This is a genomic window from Kitasatospora sp. NBC_00240 (assembly GCF_026342405.1).
Taxonomy (GTDB): Bacteria; Actinomycetota; Actinomycetes; order Streptomycetales; family Streptomycetaceae; genus Kitasatospora.
Map to the genome: position 1 here is coordinate 8,528,054 of NZ_JAPEMU010000001.1, position 18,318 is coordinate 8,546,371.

Consider the following 18,318-nt stretch of genomic DNA (forward strand, 5'->3'; position numbering starts at 1 on the left):
CCCGAGGCAGCGCGGCCCGCAGCAGGACGGAGAGGAACCACGATGGAACGCCGGGTGACGATCCGTGATGTCGCCGCCCGCGCCGGTGTCTCGGCGGGCGCCGTCTCGCTCGCCCTGAACGACCGGCCGGGAGTGTCGGAGGCCACCCGCCGCCGCATCACCGAGGCCGCCCGCGAGCTCGGCTGGTCGCCCAGCCTCGCGGCCCGCGCCCTGGCCGGCGGCCCGCGGGTGCACACCGTCGGCATGGCGATCGTCCGGGACGCCGTGGGGGTGGGTCTGGACTCCGTCCACATGGCACTGATCGGCGGCATCGAGAGCGTCCTGGCGGACCGGCCCTGCTCCCTGCTGCTGCACATCGCCGCCGACCTGGACGCCGAGATCGCGTTGTACCGGCAGTGGTGGCAGTCCGGCCGGGTGAACGGCACGGTGCTGATCGCCGTGTCCGCCGACGATCCCCGGGTCGCCGCGCTGAGCCGACTGGGCATGCCGGCCGTGGCGCTGGCCCACCCCACGCTCGCCGGGCCGTTCCCCGCCGTGTGGAGCGACGACGCGGCCGCGACCGCCGAGGCGGTGCGCTACCTGGGGATGCTGGGCCACCGCCGGATCGCCCACGTCTCCGGCCCCGAGACGCTCGGCCGCACCCTCCAGCGGGCCCGGGCGTTCGAGGAAACCGCCGCCGAGCTGCGCCTGGAGGGCGCCCGCAGCGTCCGCACGGATCTGTCCGCGCACGGCGGCGCGGCGGCCACCCGGAGCCTGCTGGCCCCGGCCGACCGGCCCACCGCGGTGCTCTACGACAACGACGTGATGGCGGTGGCCGGCATCGCGGTGGCCGCCGAGATGGGCCTGCGGGTGCCGGCGGACGTGTCCCTGGTCGCCTGGGACGACTCCGACCTGTGCCGGATCACCCGCCCGGCGCTGTCGGCCCTCAGCCACGACCCGTTCGCCACCGGCGAGCAGGTGGCCCGCTGCCTGCTGGAGCTGCTGGACACCGGGCACGCGTCGTCACGGACTGCCGGAATCCCGGTGCTGGTGCCGCGCGGCACCACCGGGCCCGCCCCCACGTCCTGAGCCCGCCGGCCCCTTGAGCCCGCCGGCTGTTGAGCCCGCCGGGCGGCCTCAGGCCGCGGGCGGCGCGGTGCTGCCCCGCGGGGTCAGCCGCGGTGCGAGGTCCTCGTAGCCCTCCGCCCGGCGGTCGGTGACCAGGGCCAGCAGCGTACGGGCCGCGTGGGCGCCGTAGGCGTGGATGTCACGGGACAGGGCGGTCAGCGGCGGCCGCACCACCTGGGCGAGCGGGGAGTCGTCCCAGGCCACGATCGAGAGGTCGCGCGGCACCTGAAGGCCCATCTCCTGGGCCACGGACAGCCCGGCGACCGCCATGATGTCGTTGTCGTACAGGACGGCGGTCGGACGCTCGGCCGAGAGCAGCAGCCGCCTGGTCGCCCGCGCGCCCTCCTCGCCGGTGTAGTCGGTGTGCACGACGGGCTGCGCCCGCAGGCCCAGGTCGGCGCAGGCCTCGGCGAAGGCGCGGTCGCGCAGCGAGGTGTGCACCAGGCCGGTCAGGCCCGCCACCCGGGCGACCCGCCGGTGGCCCAGCGCCGCCAGGTATTCCATCGTCTCGCGGACCGCCGCCGCGTCGTCCGACCACACCGGGGTCAGGGCGCCGGCGCCCGAGGGGTGGCCGATGACCACGGTCGGCAGTCCCATCTCCTCCAGCGCGGGCACCCGGGCGTCGTCCTCGCGCAGGTCCACCAGGATCGCGCCGTCGATGTGCCGCTCGCCCCACCAGCGCCGGTAGGCCTCCAGGCCCCGGTCGTGGTCCGGCACCACCTGCAGCGCCAGCGAGTAGGAGGCGTCCGAGAGCACCTTCTCGATCCCGCCGATGAGTTCCATGAAGAAGGGCTCGGTCCCCAGCATCCGGGCCGGCCGACACAGTGCCAGGCCGACCGCCGCCGCCTTGGCCCCGCTGAGCGCCCGAGCCGCGCTGTTGCGGACGAAGCCGAGCTCCTCGGCGGCGGCCACCACCTTGGCCCGGGTCGCCTCCGAGACGCCGGGCTGCCCGTTCAGGGCGTTGGAGACGGACACCTTCGACACCCCGACGATCTTGGCGATGTCGGCGATCGTGGGCCGCCGCGCGGCGGGACTCTTCTGCTGGGACACCTGATCCACAAAACCTTCCGAACCGGTTAGGCACACGTTGCCCCCTCAAGCTACTACGCCGACCTGCGGCTTGTCCGGCCGCCCTGTTACGACCGAGGTGCCGGCCAGAGAAGAACCGGTTAACCAAGCGTTGACAGAGCTAATGTGCCGCAAATACCGTTCTTCTCGTTAAGCGGTTAATTGCACCGACGGTCAACCCCGGGGCACACCGGCCGGCCGAGGCCTCCTTGCCGCGCGACGACGGCCGGCCGATCCGCCCGCCGGCCCCGCACCCGCCCCGCACCGGGCTCCACCCGCCGGCCCCGCACCGCCGGCTCCGCACCGTTGGCTCCGTACCTCGACGACGAGACCCGTCCGTCGCTGCCCGCCGGCCCCCGCGGACCAGCACAGACCGCCCGGCACAGCCCGGCACCGCCGGGCACAGCCCGGGCCCACCGACGCGGTGCGGACGGACGCCCCAACGACATCCGTCCGCACCGTGGCCCCACACCCGGCCGCCGCCGCATCGCGGCGCCGGCCTGCCGCGCCCTCACGGCCAGGGGCCCGCACCACCCCTGACAGCGCGCCACGCCTCCCGCACGGGACGAGAACCACGGCCGCCGGTCAAGGGTCACCCACCACCCACCCCCACTTCGGGACGAAAGGGACGCGCGTGCATCACAAGAACCAGCCCGCCACCAGCAGATACTGGCCCCTGGCGATCCTCCTCGCCGCCGTACTCGCCGTGAGCGGCCTCGCCGTCGGCAGGACGCCGGCCGTCGCCGCCGGCAGCGCCGGCGCCTTCGCCACCCGCTGCGGCATCCACTTCTGCCTCGACGGCAAGGAGTACTACTTCGCGGGCGCCAACACCTACGACATGTTCAACTACGGTCCCGGGTCCGGCACGACGGATGCCGAGTACATGGACAAGGCCCGCATCGACGCCCACTTCGCCAACCTGGCGGCGGACAAGGTCGACGTCGTCCGGCTGTGGATGTTCAGCCACGACGACTGGCACGGTTTCGAGAAGACCAAGGGCGTCTACAACGAGCGCGAGTTCGCCGAGTTCGACTACATCATCGCCTCGGCCAAGGTCCACGGCCTGAAGCTCGTGCCGGTCTTCGAGAACTACTGGGAGGCGTACGGCGGCATCGACAGCCGCCTCCAGTGGGAGGGCCTGTCCGGCGGCCAGCCCGGACGCGCGGCGTTCTTCGACAAGACCCGCTGCGCCGGCTGCTTCACGTCCTACCAGAACTATGTGGGCTATGCGCTGAACCGCACCAACACCTACACCGGCGTCAAGTACAAGGACGACCCGACCATCTTCGCCTGGGACCTCATGAACGAGCCCCGCTACGAGAACCAGAGCGCCGCGGAGAACGTCGACGGCACCACCCTGCGGGCCTGGGTCGACGAGATGGGCGCGTTCGTCAAGGGCATCGACTCCAACCACCTGCTCGGCGCGGGGCTGGAGGGCCACGGCACCGGCTACGGCTTCGGCGGCGACGAGGGCAACCCCTTCGTCCATGTGCAGCAGTCCCCGTACCTCGACTACACCTCCGCCCACCCGTACCCGACCGAGGACTGGGCGCACCTCACGCTCGACCAGACCAAGGCCCTGGTCCGCGCCTGGATCAGCGACTCCCACAACGTGGTCGGAAAGCCCTTCTTCATGGGCGAGTTCAACATCCACAACGTCGACCGCTCCGCCTGGTGGTCGGCCCTCTACGCCGACTTCGAGGCCGCCGGCGGCGACGGCAGCGCCTTCTGGTGGTACGAGGACCACAACGTCGACGGCAAGTTCGGCGTCCAGGCCGGCGCGCCCGAACTCTCGGTGTTCCGCGCCCACTCCGACCGGATGAGGGCCAAGAGCGGGGTGGTCGTCCCGACTGCCTCCCCGACCGCGACCGCCTCCCCGACCGCGTCCCCGACGGTCACCGCGTCCCCGACGGTCACCGCCTCCCCGACCGCGACCGCGACGGCCTCCCCGACGGCCACCGCAACCGCGACCGCCACCGGTGCCTGCGCCGTCCACTACGTGCTCTCGGACTGGGGCAGCACCTTCAACGGCGACGTCACCGTCAGGAACACCGGCGGCACCACCGTCGACGGCTGGCAACTGGTCTTCGCCTTCCCCGGCAACCAGAGCGTCACCCAGATGTGGAACGCCCGCCCCACCCAGAACGGGAAGCAGGTCACCGCTACCAACCCCTCCGGCTACAACACCACCATCGCCCCCGGAGCCACCGTCAACTTCGGCTTCAGCGCGACCTCCGTGGCAGGGACCAACGGCGCACCCCAGGCCTTCACCCTGAACGGCCGGACCTGCACCACCTACTGACCGGCGCGATCCCCGCGGTCCGCGGCGCCGCCGGGCGCCGCGGACCGTCGTGGGCCGTGCCTTCCTCACAGGGCATCACCGGGGAACGGGTGGGGTAGGAGTGGGCCCGGGTGCCCTGGGTAACCATGAGCGCCCAGGTATCCACCCCCGACACGACAGGCGGACGACCATGACGATGACGGACCCGCACGACAGTCCCCCGGTGTCAGCCGGCACCGGCACCGGCTCCACGCCGAAGGACCGCCCGTTCCGGGTGGAGACCCACGGCCTCGACGTCATCGCCGAGAGCGAGCGCAAGGGCAGCCCGCGCACCCTGTTATGGCCCTGGTTCGGGGCGAACGTCTCGGTGTTCGGGCTGAGTTACGGAGCGTTCGCCCTGGGCTTCGGCATATCCTTCCGGCAGGCCCTGATCGCCTCCGTGATCGGCATCGTCTTCTCGTTCCTGCTCTGCGGCTTCGTCGCCGTCGCCGGCAAGCGCGGCTCGGCGCCGACGATGGTCCTCAGCCGCGCCGCCTACGGCGTGCGCGGCAACCGGCTGCCCTCGGCGATCTCCTGGATGCTCACCGTCGGCTGGGAGACCGCCCTCGTCGCGCTCGCCTCGCTCGCCACGGCCACCGTGTTCGACCGGCTCGGCTGGGGCGGTGGCACCGGCACCAAGGTCGTCGCCCTGGTCCTGGTCGGTGCGCTCACCGTCGTCGGCGGGGTGATGGGCTTCGACCTGATCATGCGCCTGCAGACCCTCATCACCGTGGCCACCGGCGTGCTGACGCTTGTCTACGTCGCCCTCGTCGCCGGCCACGTCCACCTCGAGGCGGTCACCGCGATCCCCGACGGCTCCACCCAGGAGTTCATCGGCGCGCTGGTGTTCATGATGACCGGCTTCGGCCTCGGCTGGGTCAACGCGGCCGCCGACTACTCCCGTTACCTGCCGCGCTCCTCCTCCGGCACCGGCGTGATCGGCTGGACCACCTTCGGCGCCAGCGTCGCCCCCCTGGTGCTGACGGTCTTCGGCCTGCTGCTCGCCGGCTCCTCCAAACAGCTCTCCGAGGCGGTCGCCGCCGATCCGATCGGCGCCCTCACGACGATCCTGCCGACCTGGTTCCTGGTGCCGTTCGCCGTGGTCGCCGTCCTCGGTCTGGTCGGCGGCGCGGTCCTCGACATCTACTCCTCGGGCCTCGCCCTGCTCTCCGCGGGGCTGCGCATCCCGCGCCCGCTCGCCGCGCTCGTCGACGGCGTGCTGATGATCGCCGGATCCGTGTACATCGTGTTCATCGCCGACGACTTCCTCGGCCCCTTCATGGGTTTCCTGACCACCCTCGGCGTGCCCGTGGCCGGCTGGTGCGGCATCGTCCTCGCCGATCTCCTCCTGCGCCGCCGCGACTACGACGAGGCCGACCTCTACCGGCCCCGCGGCCGCTACGGCGACGTCCCCGTCCTGCCGCTGCTGCTCACCCTCGCGACCACCGCCCTCGGCTGGGGACTGGTCACCAACGCCTCCGCCGACTGGCTGAGCTGGCAGGGCTATCTGCTCGGCCCCTTCGGCCTCGGCGGCAAGGACGGCTCCTGGGCCTACGCCAACCTCGGCGTCCTCGCCGCCCTGGCCCTCGGCTTCCTCGGCACGCTCGTCCTGGGCCGGCACCGCGTGCGCGGACAGGAGACGCCGGACGCGGAGGAAGTGCCCGCGTGACCGGCGCGCCCGCCCACCTGGCCGTCATCGACATGCAGCAGGTCTTCGCCGACCCGGCGAGCCCCTGGGCGGCCCCCCGCTACGCCGAGGCGGCGGCGGGCGTACGGCGGCTGCTGCCGGCTTTCACCGACCGGATCACCTTCACCCGTTTCCTGGCCCCGGCCGAGCCCACCGGGGCCTGGCGGGCCTACTACGCCCGGTGGCCGTTCGCACTGCGCCCGCCGGACGCGCCCCTGTGGCGGCTGACGGACGAGTTCGCCGACGTGGCCCGGGACGTGCTGGACGCGCCGACCTTCGGCAAGTGGGGGCCGCGGCTCGCCGAGCGGGTGGGCCCGGGGGACCGGTTGGTGCTCGCCGGGGTCAGCACCGACTGCTGTGTGTTGTCCACGGCGCTGGCCGCGGCCGACGCGGGCGTCGAGGTCCTGGTGGCCGCCGACGCCTGCGCCGGAGCGGACGACGCCTCGCACGCCAAGGCCCTGGAGCTGATGGACCTGTACCGGCCGCTGGTGCGGGTCACCGACGTGGCGGAGCTGCTGGCCGGAGCCGACCGGCCGCCCGCGTGAGCGGCAGCCGCGGTCGGCGGAGGATGCCCGGCACGGTGTCAGCGGCGTGCGGACCGCAGCCAGCCCCGGCACCCGCCCGGCGATCTTTCCTCGAACCCGGCGGAGCCACCGGTCGGTGTGCTGGTCGACCATGATCGATCTGGGCGCCGACCCCGGTACCGATGTTCCCCGAGGCCGGTAAGCCCCGTGAGTTCAGCAATACTGAGGGTATTTCAGCGCGAACCCACGGGTCGGGGGATGTGCTTCAGGCTGGAGCGTCCGTGGGTTCAGATGAACCCCGAGACTGTCGTGCCAGGCGGCGGGCCTCGGACGCGACGTCAGCGTCGAGCTACTCGACGGCATCCAGGCGTTCTGCTGACTTGAGGATGTACTCAGGCAGCTTGGAGCTGGCTGCCAGTACCTCGATACCGATGAGGTGCCCCTGCTCGTCGAAGTCGAGGTTGATCATGCCGTCGATGTCCACGGGGTCGCAAGGATATGTACGCGCCGACCTTGGTTGGACCTGCGGATCGGTGAGGTATACGTACGCTGCGTTGACGGTCTTGTCGTAGGTGACTCTGATGTCTGCCACGGTGGCCCCCTTCTCCTGGATACGGTCGGTGTCGACACAGGCTGTGCCCGTACTCGCGCAGGCCGGAGTTCAGGTCGAGGCGGCGAGTTTCAAGGCGCTCGGAGCCGGTGCGTCATTCAGTCGGCGTTTTGCCGTAGTAGGCCCTGATTGTCTTGCCCAGCTTCCGCTGGATTGACCGGAGGGTCCGGATGGTCGCCTCGTCGCTCAGGCCCGTGGTGACGGACCAGTCGATCCCGGACCCCATGAGGTCGCTGGCGAAGACGATCTCGGTGGCCAGTAGGACGCGGGCCCAGTCGCCCCGGGTTAGCGGGACGTCGTCGGCGAGCGCGCTCCGAAGTCTTCGGCACTGGTCGAGTAGGTCGTGCTGGTCGGCGAACCCCATGCCCACGGCAAGGTGATCGCTGCAGTGGGCAGGCCCGCCCCATTCGAGGAGTGCCCGCCGGAGGAGCTTGATCTCGTCATCGGCGAGCAGTTCACTCCCCGCCGCTTCGCTTCCCGTCATCAACCAGGTCCTGTCCATCCCGTCGGGGCGCCGCAGGGCATCGGCTGCTGCGTCGATCGAAGTCACACCGCCATGATCGCTTGATGCTGCGGTCCGGTCGAACGGGTTTCACGGTTGGGACTTCTCGGCGGCCTGTTCCAGAAGTGCCCGGGCGGAGTCCGCGTAACGCATGGCGGTCGTCTCGTGGAGCCCGAAGACCTCGGCGAGGTGGAGCGGGTCGGGACCCTGGACGAGTGCTTCTTCGAGCTGTCGGTCGACGCGCAGTCTCTCCAGGGTCGCGTCCTGTCCGCGCATGGCCGCGCTGATCCAGTGGTTGCTGGCACGGCTGATGCCCGTCGCGGTCTGCTGGTTGATCAGCAGGTGGAGGTTGGCCGTGTTGGGCCATCGCTGCCTGCGATAGTCGAGCCAGTCCCGCAACAGCGTGAGGGTGAGGTCGTCCAGTGGGCGGACGCGGCCGGCGATGACCAGGCGGCGGTTGCCGGGGTCGGCGTCGTCGAGCTTGAGGGTGGCGATCTGGGCCACGCGAGCGGCGTGGACGGCGGCGAGGGCGAGTATGAGCCGGGTGGCTGGGGTGGTGGCCGCGGCGACGGCGCGGTCGACCTGTTCGGCGGCGAGGGGCTGGAGGAGTCCGGATTCGTAGCGGCCGACCTTGATGCGGCTGGTCGGATTGCGGAAGACCAGCCCGGATCGCTTGGCCCAGGCGAACAGCGACCGCAGGGCGACGAGCTGGTCATGGCGGTGGCGGCCGTGCAGTGTTTTGACGTGGGCGAGCACGTCGTCGCGGGTCACTTCCCGGAGATGGTCGTAGTGTTCGGACCAGTCCAGCAGCACGGGGCGAACCCGGTTGAGGTAGGTCCAGACGGTTCCCTCCCGGCGAGGGAGGCTCCGGGGGCTGCCGTCGCGCAGAGTGCGGGTCCACCGCTCGGCCTCCGCACGGATCCCGGATGCCAGGCCGTCCAGGCGATCGGCGAGCCAGCGTTCGAAGGACGGCTCACTGTCGTCCAGAAAGATCCCCATCTCCTGCAGGACCGTCACGACGTGCCCGACCCCCAGGTCCAGTGCGCGGAGCGGTGCGAAGATCTCGCTGTGCCTGATGACGTCGCCGTCGGCATAGCCGGTGAGCACGAGGGCCAGGGCGCGGTTGACGGCGAAGCGTATGTTGCGTCCCCAGCCCCGGGCCTCGGCGAGTTGGTGGGCGAGGTGCTTCGCCCAGGCCAGCCAGGGGTTGGCGAGGTCGGCGTCGGCGGGGTCGAGGCGGGCGAAGTCCCGCGGGGTCTGCTCGAACAGAGTGAGTTGCTGCCAGCGTGGACGCGGCCGCCAGGCAGAAGGTGGCGTCGGCTTGCATGATGCTTCCCGCGCTCTGGTGTGGTGGAGAGCGGTGAGCGCCGATCCTCGCCGGTAGTGCACTCCCATGAAGAAGAGCTGGTGGTGGCGGACACTTTGCAGCCAGGGGGTCATCACCTCGCGGCTGACGGTCGGCATGCCGGTGGCGGCCTTGGCGTTGGTCCGGGCCTGGCACCAGCACAGACGGCAGTGGTCCCATTTCAGTGCCAGGACGCGACGGCAGCCGGCGCAGGGAGCCGACTCGTGACTGCGTCCGAACATGTAACAGGCAGGGCAGAGACGTCCGCTGAAGTCGCCCCAGGCCAGACAGCCGTCACAGGAGTCCGTGGGCTTGCGGTAGCCCTGGGGATACCGGCTCATGCCGGCGGCAGCGAACGGCCGTCGCGCCGCTTGGGCACCACGGCCGCCGACGAGACGGTCCCCCCGGCCACCGCGCGCAGGCTCTCCTGCTGCCCGGGGCGGACAACCTTCTCCGGCTCGGGAGTCAGCAGGTCGCCGATCTCGCAGCCCAGAACGACGCAGATGATGTCCAGGTCCTCCAGCTTCAGCGAGATCGGCTGGCCCGACCACAGGCCCGACATCTTCCCGGCGGAGATCACCAGGCCGTGCTCGGCCAGGCTCCGTTGCAGCTCGGACGCCTTCCAGATGCCCTTGTTGGCGGCGGTCAGCCGCAGGTTCCACTTCATCCCAGGAGTCCTTCCAGTCGCTTGGCGGCCCGCTGCTGTCCGGCGACCCAGGCGTCCTCTACCCGGGTCTGCTGGACGTGTATGTAACGCATCGTCGTGGCGATCCAGGAATGTCCCAAAACCTCCTGAATTGCAACCAGGTCCAAGCCGCCGTTGTAGAGCTCCGACGCGCAGAAGTGCCGCAGGACGTGCGGCGTCAACTTCTCACCCCAGAGCGGAAGATGGAGCTTCGCGGCGTCGCCCAGGCCCTTCCGCAGTGCGTCGTCGCCGACCCGGCGCGAGGAGCCGTCGGCGTTCTTGCGCTCGCTGGGAAACAGTGGGGCGCCGGGGCGAGTGTGGTCGTCGTCGAACTGGCCCCAGACGTCCTCGATGAACCACCGAAGGGTCCGGTCGGCACCATTGATCAGCGGCACCATCCGCTCACGCGGCCCCGAGCCCCGGGCGCCCTTGCCGTAGCGGACGTGGAGCTTGCCGAACCGGCCGAGGTCCCACTTGATGTCGTCCAAGTCGAGCTTGCACGCCTCGCTCACCCGCAGCCCGACCTGCGACATCAGCTTGGAAGCGGTGTAGTTCCTGGCAGTGGGACCGAACTTGCGACAGGTCGCCAGGTCACTGCCCCAGCCGGCGAAGAGATGCACCATCTCCGGCTCGCTCGGCGGAATCCGCAGCCGGGCGTCCTTCGCGCCGCGTGGCCGGTTCATCTCGTCGATCGGGCACTCGACCACGCGGCCGGTCAGCTGGTGGATCTCAACCTTGTGCCGCAGCTCCAGGAACATGAAATACGTGCTCAGCGCCTGCGAGCGGGCCAGGCGGGTGCCGCTGGGCGAGCCCCGAAGCACCCGCCCGAAGTAAGCGTCCGCGTCGGTTGGTTCCATGTCCCACAGCGGACGGCCGAACCACGTCCGCATCTGGTCCAGGTGACCGACGTCGCCCCGGATGGTGCCGTCCGTCAGCCCCGCCGATGCCCGCGCCAGCACGAACCCCGCGAGCACGTCGGTCTCGAAGGCTTCCAAATCCTCAGCCGAGGCCGGCGCCCGGAGCTCGCGCAGATCCCGTACAGCGGCCAGCGCCAACCCGAGCCTCCTCAGCTTCACGAGGAAAGTGGAACCATCGTGGAAGCCGAGACTACTTCATGAATCCTGAAGTTCCTTCACTGGGACACCTGGACCGATGGGGCACCGGAACCCCCTGGCCAGCAGGCTGGACGTTCTCCGGGCATCCAGGGAACTCACGGGATGTCGCACACGCGACCGGACCCGGGGAAGGGGAGCGGTCAGGACTTGGCGCGCAGCGCGGCCTCGCCCCAGCGCCGGTCGAGGTCGGCGAAGAACTCGGCCGGACCGCCCGGCTGCGCCCCGCGGGCCAGGTCGATCAGCTTCTTGCGGTAGTCGGGCCGGTCGAGGCCGATGCCGGCCACGTCGTCGATGGCGTCGACCTGGGCGGTGTCGGCCTCGGAGCGGTCGATGAACCTGACGCCCTTGTCCGCGAGCGGCTCGAGGAGCGAGGGCAGCGGCGCCGCGGCGAGGCTGGGGACCGCGCCCTCCCGGGCGGCGGCCCCCGACCTGTCGGTGAACCAGTCGATCCAGGCCCGGGCCGTCGCCTTGTTCCCGGAGCGCACGCTGATCGCCTGCTGGTAGCCGGAGACCACGACCGAGCAGAAGACGCCGTCCTTCTGCACGGGGAACGGCAGGAACCCGATCGCGGCCGGGTCGGTGCCGGCCTTGCGGGCGGCCTCCTGCAACTGGCTGACGGCCCAGGAGCCGAGCTGCATGGTGGCGATGTCCCCCTTGGCGAGGAGGGCCTTGGAACGCTCCCAGTCGGTGCCCGCAGGGTCCCGCTCGGCCAGCCCGCGCTCGACGATGTCGTAGAGCAGGGTGTCGATGACGTTCAGGTCGCCGCCCGCCGCCCACGGCTTGTCGGTGACGCTCAGCCTGGTGGTGGCCTGCGGGTCGCAGCCGACCGAGCCGATGTTGTTCGACCAGCCGGTCAGCGGCCAGGCGTCCTTGAAGTTGGTGTAGTAGGGGATCGAACCGGAGCGGTCCTTGATCCGCTGGAGGTCCGCCAGGAACTGCGCGGGGGTGGCGGGCCAGTCGGTGATCCCGGCCGCGGCCCAGACCGCCCTGTTGTAGACGAAGCCGTTGGCGGAGCCCGATTCGGCTATCCCGTAGGCCTTGCCGCCGACGGTGGCCCGGTCGGTGAACCGGTACCGGGAGGCCACGGCCGCGCCCGGACCCAGCGGTGCGAAGTACGCCGGGTAGTCGTACTGGGGGAGGGCGGCCGGGATCATCAGGACGTCCCCGTAGTTCTTGGTGCCCAGCCGGCGCTTCACCTCGCCCTCGTAGTCGGTGATGCCCTCGAAGTGGACCCTGGCCCTGGGGTGGAGGCGCTCGAACTCGGCCGCGTAGCCGTCCAGCACGCCGCTCGCGACCAGGTCGGTGCGCTGCGTCAGGACGGTGATGTCACCGGCCACGGCGTCCGGGTCGGACGGCGGGTAGGCGAAGTCCACCGGCTTCTTCGTCGAGCCGCAGCCGGTCGCGGCCAGGGCCACGACGGCGATCGCTGCGACAAGGGACCGTCTGTCCACTGATGTCGGCTCCTTCCAGGTCCGTCCCGGCGTGCGCGCGGGGGTTGCCGGAACTATGCCAGGCAGGAGCCTAACCGGTAAAGCATCCAGGTTTACTGCAGGCAAGATTGTTACTCTGCGTTGCCCAAATCGGAGAAATCTGCCCGTACGGAGCCCTCTTGCGTGCTGTCCGTTGCTCATCCCCGGAGAAAAACCGGTTTATGGACAGACCCCGGCGGGCGGGTTAGCGTTGCACCCGCCCACACCCCGACGGGACCGATCAACGCGAATGGAGCCGCACCATGAAGGACGTCACCCAGCTGGACCAGGGCTGGCACCTGCACCACGAAGGGGCCCTGCTCCCCGCCCGCGTCCCGGGCGGCGTCCACACCGACCTGCTGGCCGCCGGCCTCATCCCGGACCCGTACCTCGGCACCCACGAGAACGACGTCGCCTGGGTCGGCCACCGGGACTGGACCTACAGCACCCGCCTCGCCAGCACGAGCGCGCACGAGCGCACCGACCTGGTCTTCGACGGACTGGACACCGCCGCCCGCATCACCCTGGGCGCCACCGAACTGGGCCGCACCCGCAACATGCACCGCAGCTACCGCTTCGACGTCACCGGGCTCGACGGCGAACTCGCCGTCCACTTCACCAACGCCTACCAGGAGGCCGCCGAGGTCCGCGCGATCACCGGCGAGCGCCCCAACGTCTACCCGGAGCCGTTCCAGTACATCCGCAAGATGGCCAGCAGCTTCGGCTGGGACTGGGGCCCGACCCTGCCCACCGCCGGCATCTGGCGCCCCGCCCGCCTGGAACACTGGTCCACCGCCCGGCTCGCCCAGGTCCGCCCCCTGGTCACCGTCCAGGACGGCACCGGCCGGGTCGAGATCCACCTGACCGTCGAGCGCACCGGCGCCGCCGCCGGACGCACCCTCAGCGCCCGGGCCACCGTCGCCGGTGCCCAGGCCGAGACCGTCCTGGACGGCGACCGGGCCGTGCTGACCCTCGACGTCCCCGACCCGGCCCTGTGGTGGCCCCGCGGCCACGGTGACCAGCCCCTGCACGACCTCGACATCACCCTCGCCGACGCCACCGGCCCCCTCGACACCTGGCACCGCCGGATCGGCTTCCGCACCGTCGAACTCGACCGCTCCACCGACGAGCACGGCACCGGCTTCACCCTGGTCGTCAACGGCGAACGCCTCTTCGTCCGCGGCGTCAACTGGATCCCCGACGACACCCTGATCACCCGGGTCACCCCCGAGCGCTACCGCACCCGCCTCAGCCAGGCCGCCGAGGCCAACATCGACCTGATCCGGATCTGGGGCGGTGGCATCTACGAGAACGAGGCCTTCTACGACACCTGCGACGAACTCGGCCTGCTGGTCTGGCAGGACTTCCTCTTCGCCTGCGCCGCCTACCCCGAGGAGCAGCCGCTGCGCGGCGAGGTGGAGGCCGAGGCCCGCGAGAACGTCGTCCGCCTGATGCCGCACCCCAGCCTGGTGCTCTGGAACGGCAACAACGAGAACCTCTGGGGCTTCCGCGACTGGGGCTGGGAGCCCGAACTGGCCGGCGACTCCTGGGGGGAGGGCTACTACCTCGGCGTCCTGCCGCGCATCGTCGCCGAACTCGACCCCACCCGCGCCTACTCGGCCGGCAGCCCGTGGTCCGGCTCCTGGGACCACCACCCCAACGACCCCGACCACGGCACCTACCACTCCTGGGAGGTCTGGAACCGCCAGGACTACACCGAGTACCGCGCCAACGTGCCCCGCTTCGTCTCCGAGTTCGGCTGGCAGGCACCGCCCGCCCACGCCACCCTGCTGCGCGCCCTGCCCGGCGAGGAATTCGCCGCCGACTCGCCCGGCATGCTGCACCACCAGAAGGCCGAGGACGGCAACGGCAAGCTGAACCGCGGCGTCGAGCGCCACTTCGCCCCGCCCGCGGACTTCGACCGCTGGCACTACCTCACCCAGGTCGTCCAGGCCCGCGCCGTCGCCACCGGCATCGAGCACTGGCGCTCGCACTGGCCGCGCTGCGCCGGCACCGTGGTCTGGCAGCTCAACGACTGCTGGCCGGTGTCCTCCTGGGCCGCGATCGACGGCGACGGCCGCCTCAAGCCGCTCTACCACGAGCTGCGCCGGGTCTACGCCGACCGCCTGCTGACCCTGCAGCCGGGAGCCGATGGTGCGGCGCCCGAGGTGGCCCTGGTCAACCAGGCCGCGCGGCCCTGGCGGACCGTCGTCACCCTGCGCAGGGTCTCCGCCGACGGCGCCGTCACGGCCGAGTCCGACGTGCCGGTCACCGTCGAGGCCCGGTCGGTGGTGCGGCTGGCCGTACCGCAGGCCCTGCGGCCGGTCGAGGGCTCCGCCAAGGAGTTCCTGGTCGCCGACACGGACGGGCTGCGCGCCCTGCACTTCCCCGTCGTCGACCGGGTGTTCGCCTACCAGCGGCCCGAGTTCGAGGTGAGCGTGGAGCCGGTCGCCGAGGATCAGGACGCCGTGGACGTCGTGGTGACCGCCCACACCCTGCTGCGCGACCTCCTGCTGCAGGCCGACCGCATCACCCCGGCCGCCGTGGCGGACCGCGGCCTGGTGACGCTGCTGGCGGGCGAGCAGGTCCGGATCCGGGTCACCGGGGCGGGCCCCTTCGATGCCGCCGCCGCCCGCGCCGCCCTGTTCTGCGTCGAACCGGCATGAACCGGCCCGCGGCCTTTGATCCGGCGGGGTGCCCGTCGCCCATTAACTAATCGGTTAACCAAACGCATGGGTCGCGCCGTCATGGCCGGGCCGGTTCGCCGCCGGAGTCGCCCCGAGCGTTCGGGGTGAACGGTTCCTGTCGGCCCCTCCGCCCGCAGCGGCGGGGCCCGCCGACGCGCAGCTCCGAGCCTGGTGTCCGGCCGGGCGATGATGGGACCCACCTGTGCAGGCATGGTGTTTTGGCGGGTCGTCGCCGCCGTGACGGGTGGGGGAACGGGCGCGGTCGGCCGTCGCCGGTCCGCAGGCCGGCCGCGCCCCTGTGGTCGTCGGGCCCGCCGGTCGGCGTCGTGGTCAGGGGGCATCTCCGGCGCGCGTCCCACCCCCAGGGCTGATTAATCGGTTAACCAAAGGCATTGACCGGACCGTGACGGCATGTCAGGATCGCGCTCAGCTCCGGGGCGGACGGGCATCCGCCGCCCCGGAGCGCCGCACGACGACGTTGCCCGGCCCACCCCTCGCCACCACCCATGGGCGGGAGGACGGCACGGCTGCCGTTCCACCGCCGGCCCCACGGCCGACCCGGCTGCCGTCCCACCGCCCGCCCTACGGCCGGCACGTCGACCGCCGACTCGTCAGGCCCCTTGCCCGCCGGTGCCGTCGCCCCTCGTCGCAGAGGCGAGGCACCCCGCGGGCGGCCGGGCGGACCGGTCGCATCCCCCACTTCCCCCTCCTGAGGAGAATCATGGAAAAGCCGCCGAGCAGCAGGGTGCTCACGGCCGTCGGCGCGGCAGTCGCCGCCGTCCTCGGCCTGCTGGTCTCCGTGTTCGGGTTCACCGCCGGCAGTGCCGAGGCCGTCGCCTCCGGCATCCACGTCAGCAACGGGCGCGTGTACGAGGCCAACGGCAACGAGTTCGTCATGCGCGGGGTCAACCATGCGCACGCCTGGTACCCGAGCCGGACCGGTTCGATCGCCGACATCGCGGCCAAGGGCGCCAACACGGTTCGCATCGTGCTCAGCAACGGCGACCGGTGGACCCGGACGACGACCTCCGAGGTCTCGTCCCTGATCAGCCGGTGCAAGGCGAGCAAGCTCATCTGCGTGCTGGAGGTGCACGACACGACCGGCTATGGCGAGGACGGCGCCGCGACGACCCTCGACCGGGCCGCGCAGTTCTGGATCGACAACAGGAGCGCGCTGGCGGGCCAGGAGAACTACGTCGTCATCAACCTCGGCAACGAGCCGTTCGGCAACAGCAACTACAGTGCCTGGACCGACGCCACCAAGGGGGCGATCAGCAAGCTCCGCAACGCCGGATTCAACCACGCGCTGATGGCGGACGCCCCGAACTGGGGCCAGGACTGGTCCGGCACGATGCGGAACAACGCCGCCTCGGTCCTCGCGTCGGACCCCGACCACAACACCATCTTCTCGATCCACATGTACGGGGTCTACGACACCGCCGCCGAGGTGCAGGACTACCTGAACTTCTTCGTCGGCAACCACCTCCCCATCGTCGTCGGCGAGTTCGGTGACCTGCACAGCGACGGCAACCCCGACGAGGACGCGATCATGTCCACCGCGAAGTCCCTCGCCGTGGGCTACCTCGGCTGGTCCTGGAGCGGCAACGGCAGCGGTGTCGAGTACCTCGACCTGGTCAACGGGTTCGACAAGAACTCGCTGACCAGCTGGGGCAACCGCTTCTTCAACGGCAGCAACGGCATCTCCAGCACCTCGAGGACGGCCACCGTCTTCGGCAACGCCACGAGTTCGCCCGGCGCGTCGCCCTCGCCGTCGGCGACCACCGCTCCCAACGGTTACCCGTACTGCGTGAGTGGCTCCTCCGACCCGGACGGTGACGGCTGGGGTTGGGAGAGCAGCCGTTCCTGCGTCGTACGCGGCGGCAAGGCGGACACCACCCCGTCGCCGTCGGCGACCACCGCCCCGAACGGTTACCCGTACTGCGTGAGTGGCTCCTCCGACCCGGACGGTGACGGCTGGGGTTGGGAGAGCAGCCGCTCCTGCGTGGTGCGCGGCGGATCCGCGGACCACTGAGCGACGTACCTGACGGGCCGGCCCTCGGTGCTCACCTCGCCCGATCGGGTGCGGGGTGAGCACCGTCCGGGCCCGCGGACGCCCTGTTGCCGGTCACGTCCCATCCTCGGTCACGCCAGGTCACCGGTCACGCCACGTCGTCGGTCACGCCGAGTCAGGAGCGGTCGGGGGTTGCCCGGTTGCGGGGCCGATGAAACCATGGAAGAACCCCTCCCCTCCAGCGAGGGAGTTCTGAAATGACTGATCGCAGAGACGACAGCAGAGACGACAGCAGAGACGACAGCAGAGCCGGCAACCCGCCGCCCGACGAGTCGGGCCGGGCGAGGGACATCCGTGGCCCCCAGGATCCGCATGTCGACCGTTTCCGCCCGGAGCCGGGCCGCGCGCCCGAGCGCGGGCTCACACTCAAGGGCTTTCTCGGCGACAGCGAGCGCGAAGGCCACCGACGGCTCTACCTCACCAAGGGACTCGACTACTTCGTCGAGTTCAATTCCGAGGACGCCATCGACAGTGTCCGGATCCCGCCGGACCAGCCGCCGTTCGTCGGCGCCGAAGCCACCGAGGTCACGCTCCGGAAGGGAGCCGACATCGCCTACACCCACACCGGTTCGGTCCGGACACCGGACGAGTTCGACCTCGACATCCGCCGTGTCCCACGGGCCCGGCCGCAGGTACCCCGGGCACCTCGGGTACCCCGGGCGCCTCGGGCGGCCCGGCCGTTCCGGGCACTCGCCGCCGTCGAGACGGTCAACGCCGAGTGCGGCCTGTTGACCTGGGAGCTGCCCACCTGCGCCTCCTGCGACGGCACCTGTGTCACCTGTGCGGACACCTGCCCGTTCACCTGCGAGGCGACCTGCTCGCCGCCCTCGTGCGGCGGGACCTGTCAGACCTGCGGCACCTGCGAGCGCACCGGCTGCACCGGGTGCTGCCCGCTGTCGCTGCCCGGCGAGTCGCCCTGCGGCCCGAGCGAGATCGAGACCGCGTGCGAGACCTGCGGGATCTGCTGATTCTGAACAGATCCGCCGTCCTTGTCCCCGCCCTCGTCCTCGTCCTCGTCCCCGTCCCGCACCGGAACGGCCGGCGCCCCGCTGCCGTCCGTCGTCGGCGCGGTTGGCCGAAGGAGGCCGCGTGAGCGCAGACCACAGCACCGGCCCGGCGCCAGGCCGG

General features: G+C 71.2%; 14 protein-coding genes. 7 read left to right on the forward strand and 7 right to left on the reverse strand.

From position 1 onward, the window contains the following. Positions 1 to 42: 42 nt before the first annotated feature. Positions 43 to 1,068, forward strand: coding sequence for a LacI family DNA-binding transcriptional regulator (locus tag OG689_RS36370; RefSeq protein WP_266325544.1), 1,026 nt, complete (start codon positions 43 to 45; stop codon positions 1,066 to 1,068). A 48-nt stretch (positions 1,069 to 1,116) separates the two neighbouring features. Here the strand turns inward: OG689_RS36370 and OG689_RS36375 are convergent, their stop codons facing one another. After that, positions 1,117 to 2,157, reverse strand: coding sequence for a LacI family DNA-binding transcriptional regulator (locus OG689_RS36375; RefSeq protein WP_266325546.1), 1,041 nt, complete (start codon positions 2,155 to 2,157; stop codon positions 1,117 to 1,119). Between the two features lie 652 nt (positions 2,158 to 2,809). On the opposite strand from OG689_RS36375, the gene OG689_RS36380 reads away from it, so the two are divergent. From OG689_RS36380 to OG689_RS36390, 3 genes are all read left to right on the forward strand, one after another. Continuing rightward, a complete protein-coding gene (locus tag OG689_RS36380; RefSeq protein ID WP_266325548.1) occupies positions 2,810 to 4,477 on the forward strand; it encodes a cellulose binding domain-containing protein in 1,668 nt (555 codons plus the stop codon). A gap of 175 nt (positions 4,478 to 4,652) precedes the next feature. Then, positions 4,653 to 6,164, forward strand: a complete 1,512-nt coding sequence (locus tag OG689_RS36385; RefSeq protein ID WP_266327699.1) for a cytosine permease — start codon at positions 4,653 to 4,655, stop codon at positions 6,162 to 6,164. After that, positions 6,161 to 6,727, forward strand: a complete 567-nt coding sequence (locus OG689_RS36390) for an isochorismatase family protein (RefSeq protein WP_323189362.1) — start codon at positions 6,161 to 6,163, stop codon at positions 6,725 to 6,727. Before OG689_RS36385 ends, OG689_RS36390 begins: the two co-directional genes overlap by 4 nt. Before the next feature lie 328 nt (positions 6,728 to 7,055). Here the strand turns inward: OG689_RS36390 and OG689_RS36395 are convergent, their stop codons facing one another. The 6 genes from OG689_RS36395 to OG689_RS36420 all read right to left on the reverse strand — a co-directional run bounded on the left by OG689_RS36395 (position 7,056) and on the right by OG689_RS36420 (position 12,414). After that, the gene (locus tag OG689_RS36395; RefSeq protein WP_266325550.1) at positions 7,056 to 7,298 is read right to left on the reverse strand and encodes a DUF2283 domain-containing protein; all 243 of its coding nucleotides are present in this window, start codon (positions 7,296 to 7,298) and stop codon (positions 7,056 to 7,058) included. Between the two features lie 112 nt (positions 7,299 to 7,410). After that, entirely contained in the window at positions 7,411 to 7,866 is a 456-nt protein-coding gene (locus OG689_RS36400; RefSeq protein ID WP_266325552.1) for a hypothetical protein, read from the reverse strand. 42 nt (positions 7,867 to 7,908) lie between these two features. Continuing rightward, positions 7,909 to 9,504 (reverse strand): hypothetical protein, encoded by a 1,596-nt coding sequence (locus OG689_RS36405; RefSeq protein WP_266325554.1) that lies wholly within the window; start codon positions 9,502 to 9,504, stop codon positions 7,909 to 7,911. Further along, positions 9,501 to 9,830: a helix-turn-helix transcriptional regulator gene (locus OG689_RS36410; RefSeq protein ID WP_266325556.1), complete on the reverse strand. Its 330-nt coding sequence runs from the start codon at positions 9,828 to 9,830 to the stop codon at positions 9,501 to 9,503. Before OG689_RS36410 ends, OG689_RS36405 begins: the two co-directional genes overlap by 4 nt. Next, complete coding sequence (locus OG689_RS36415) at positions 9,827 to 10,924, reverse strand: site-specific integrase (protein ID WP_266325558.1); 1,098 nt, start codon at positions 10,922 to 10,924, stop codon at positions 9,827 to 9,829. The genes OG689_RS36410 and OG689_RS36415 overlap by 4 nt, the downstream gene beginning before the upstream one ends. A gap of 179 nt (positions 10,925 to 11,103) precedes the next feature. Beyond that, positions 11,104 to 12,414 carry an extracellular solute-binding protein gene (locus OG689_RS36420; protein WP_266325560.1) on the reverse strand — a complete coding sequence of 437 codons (1,311 nt, stop codon included), beginning with the start codon at positions 12,412 to 12,414 and terminating at the stop codon, positions 11,104 to 11,106. Positions 12,415 to 12,695: 281 nt separating this feature from the next. Here OG689_RS36420 and OG689_RS36425 point away from each other — a divergent pair, with 281 nt between their 5' ends. The 3 genes from OG689_RS36425 to OG689_RS36435 all read left to right on the forward strand — a co-directional run bounded on the left by OG689_RS36425 (position 12,696) and on the right by OG689_RS36435 (position 18,158). Then, positions 12,696 to 15,098 carry a glycoside hydrolase family 2 protein gene (locus OG689_RS36425; RefSeq protein ID WP_266325562.1) on the forward strand — a complete coding sequence of 801 codons (2,403 nt, stop codon included), beginning with the start codon at positions 12,696 to 12,698 and terminating at the stop codon, positions 15,096 to 15,098. 742 nt (positions 15,099 to 15,840) lie between these two features. Further along, positions 15,841 to 17,151: a cellulase family glycosylhydrolase gene (locus tag OG689_RS36430; RefSeq protein ID WP_266325564.1), complete on the forward strand. Its 1,311-nt coding sequence runs from the start codon at positions 15,841 to 15,843 to the stop codon at positions 17,149 to 17,151. A 236-nt stretch (positions 17,152 to 17,387) separates the two neighbouring features. Next, on the forward strand, positions 17,388 to 18,158 hold the full coding sequence (locus OG689_RS36435; protein WP_266325566.1) for a hypothetical protein: 771 nt from the start codon (positions 17,388 to 17,390) through the stop codon (positions 18,156 to 18,158). Positions 18,159 to 18,318: the final 160 nt, after the last annotated feature.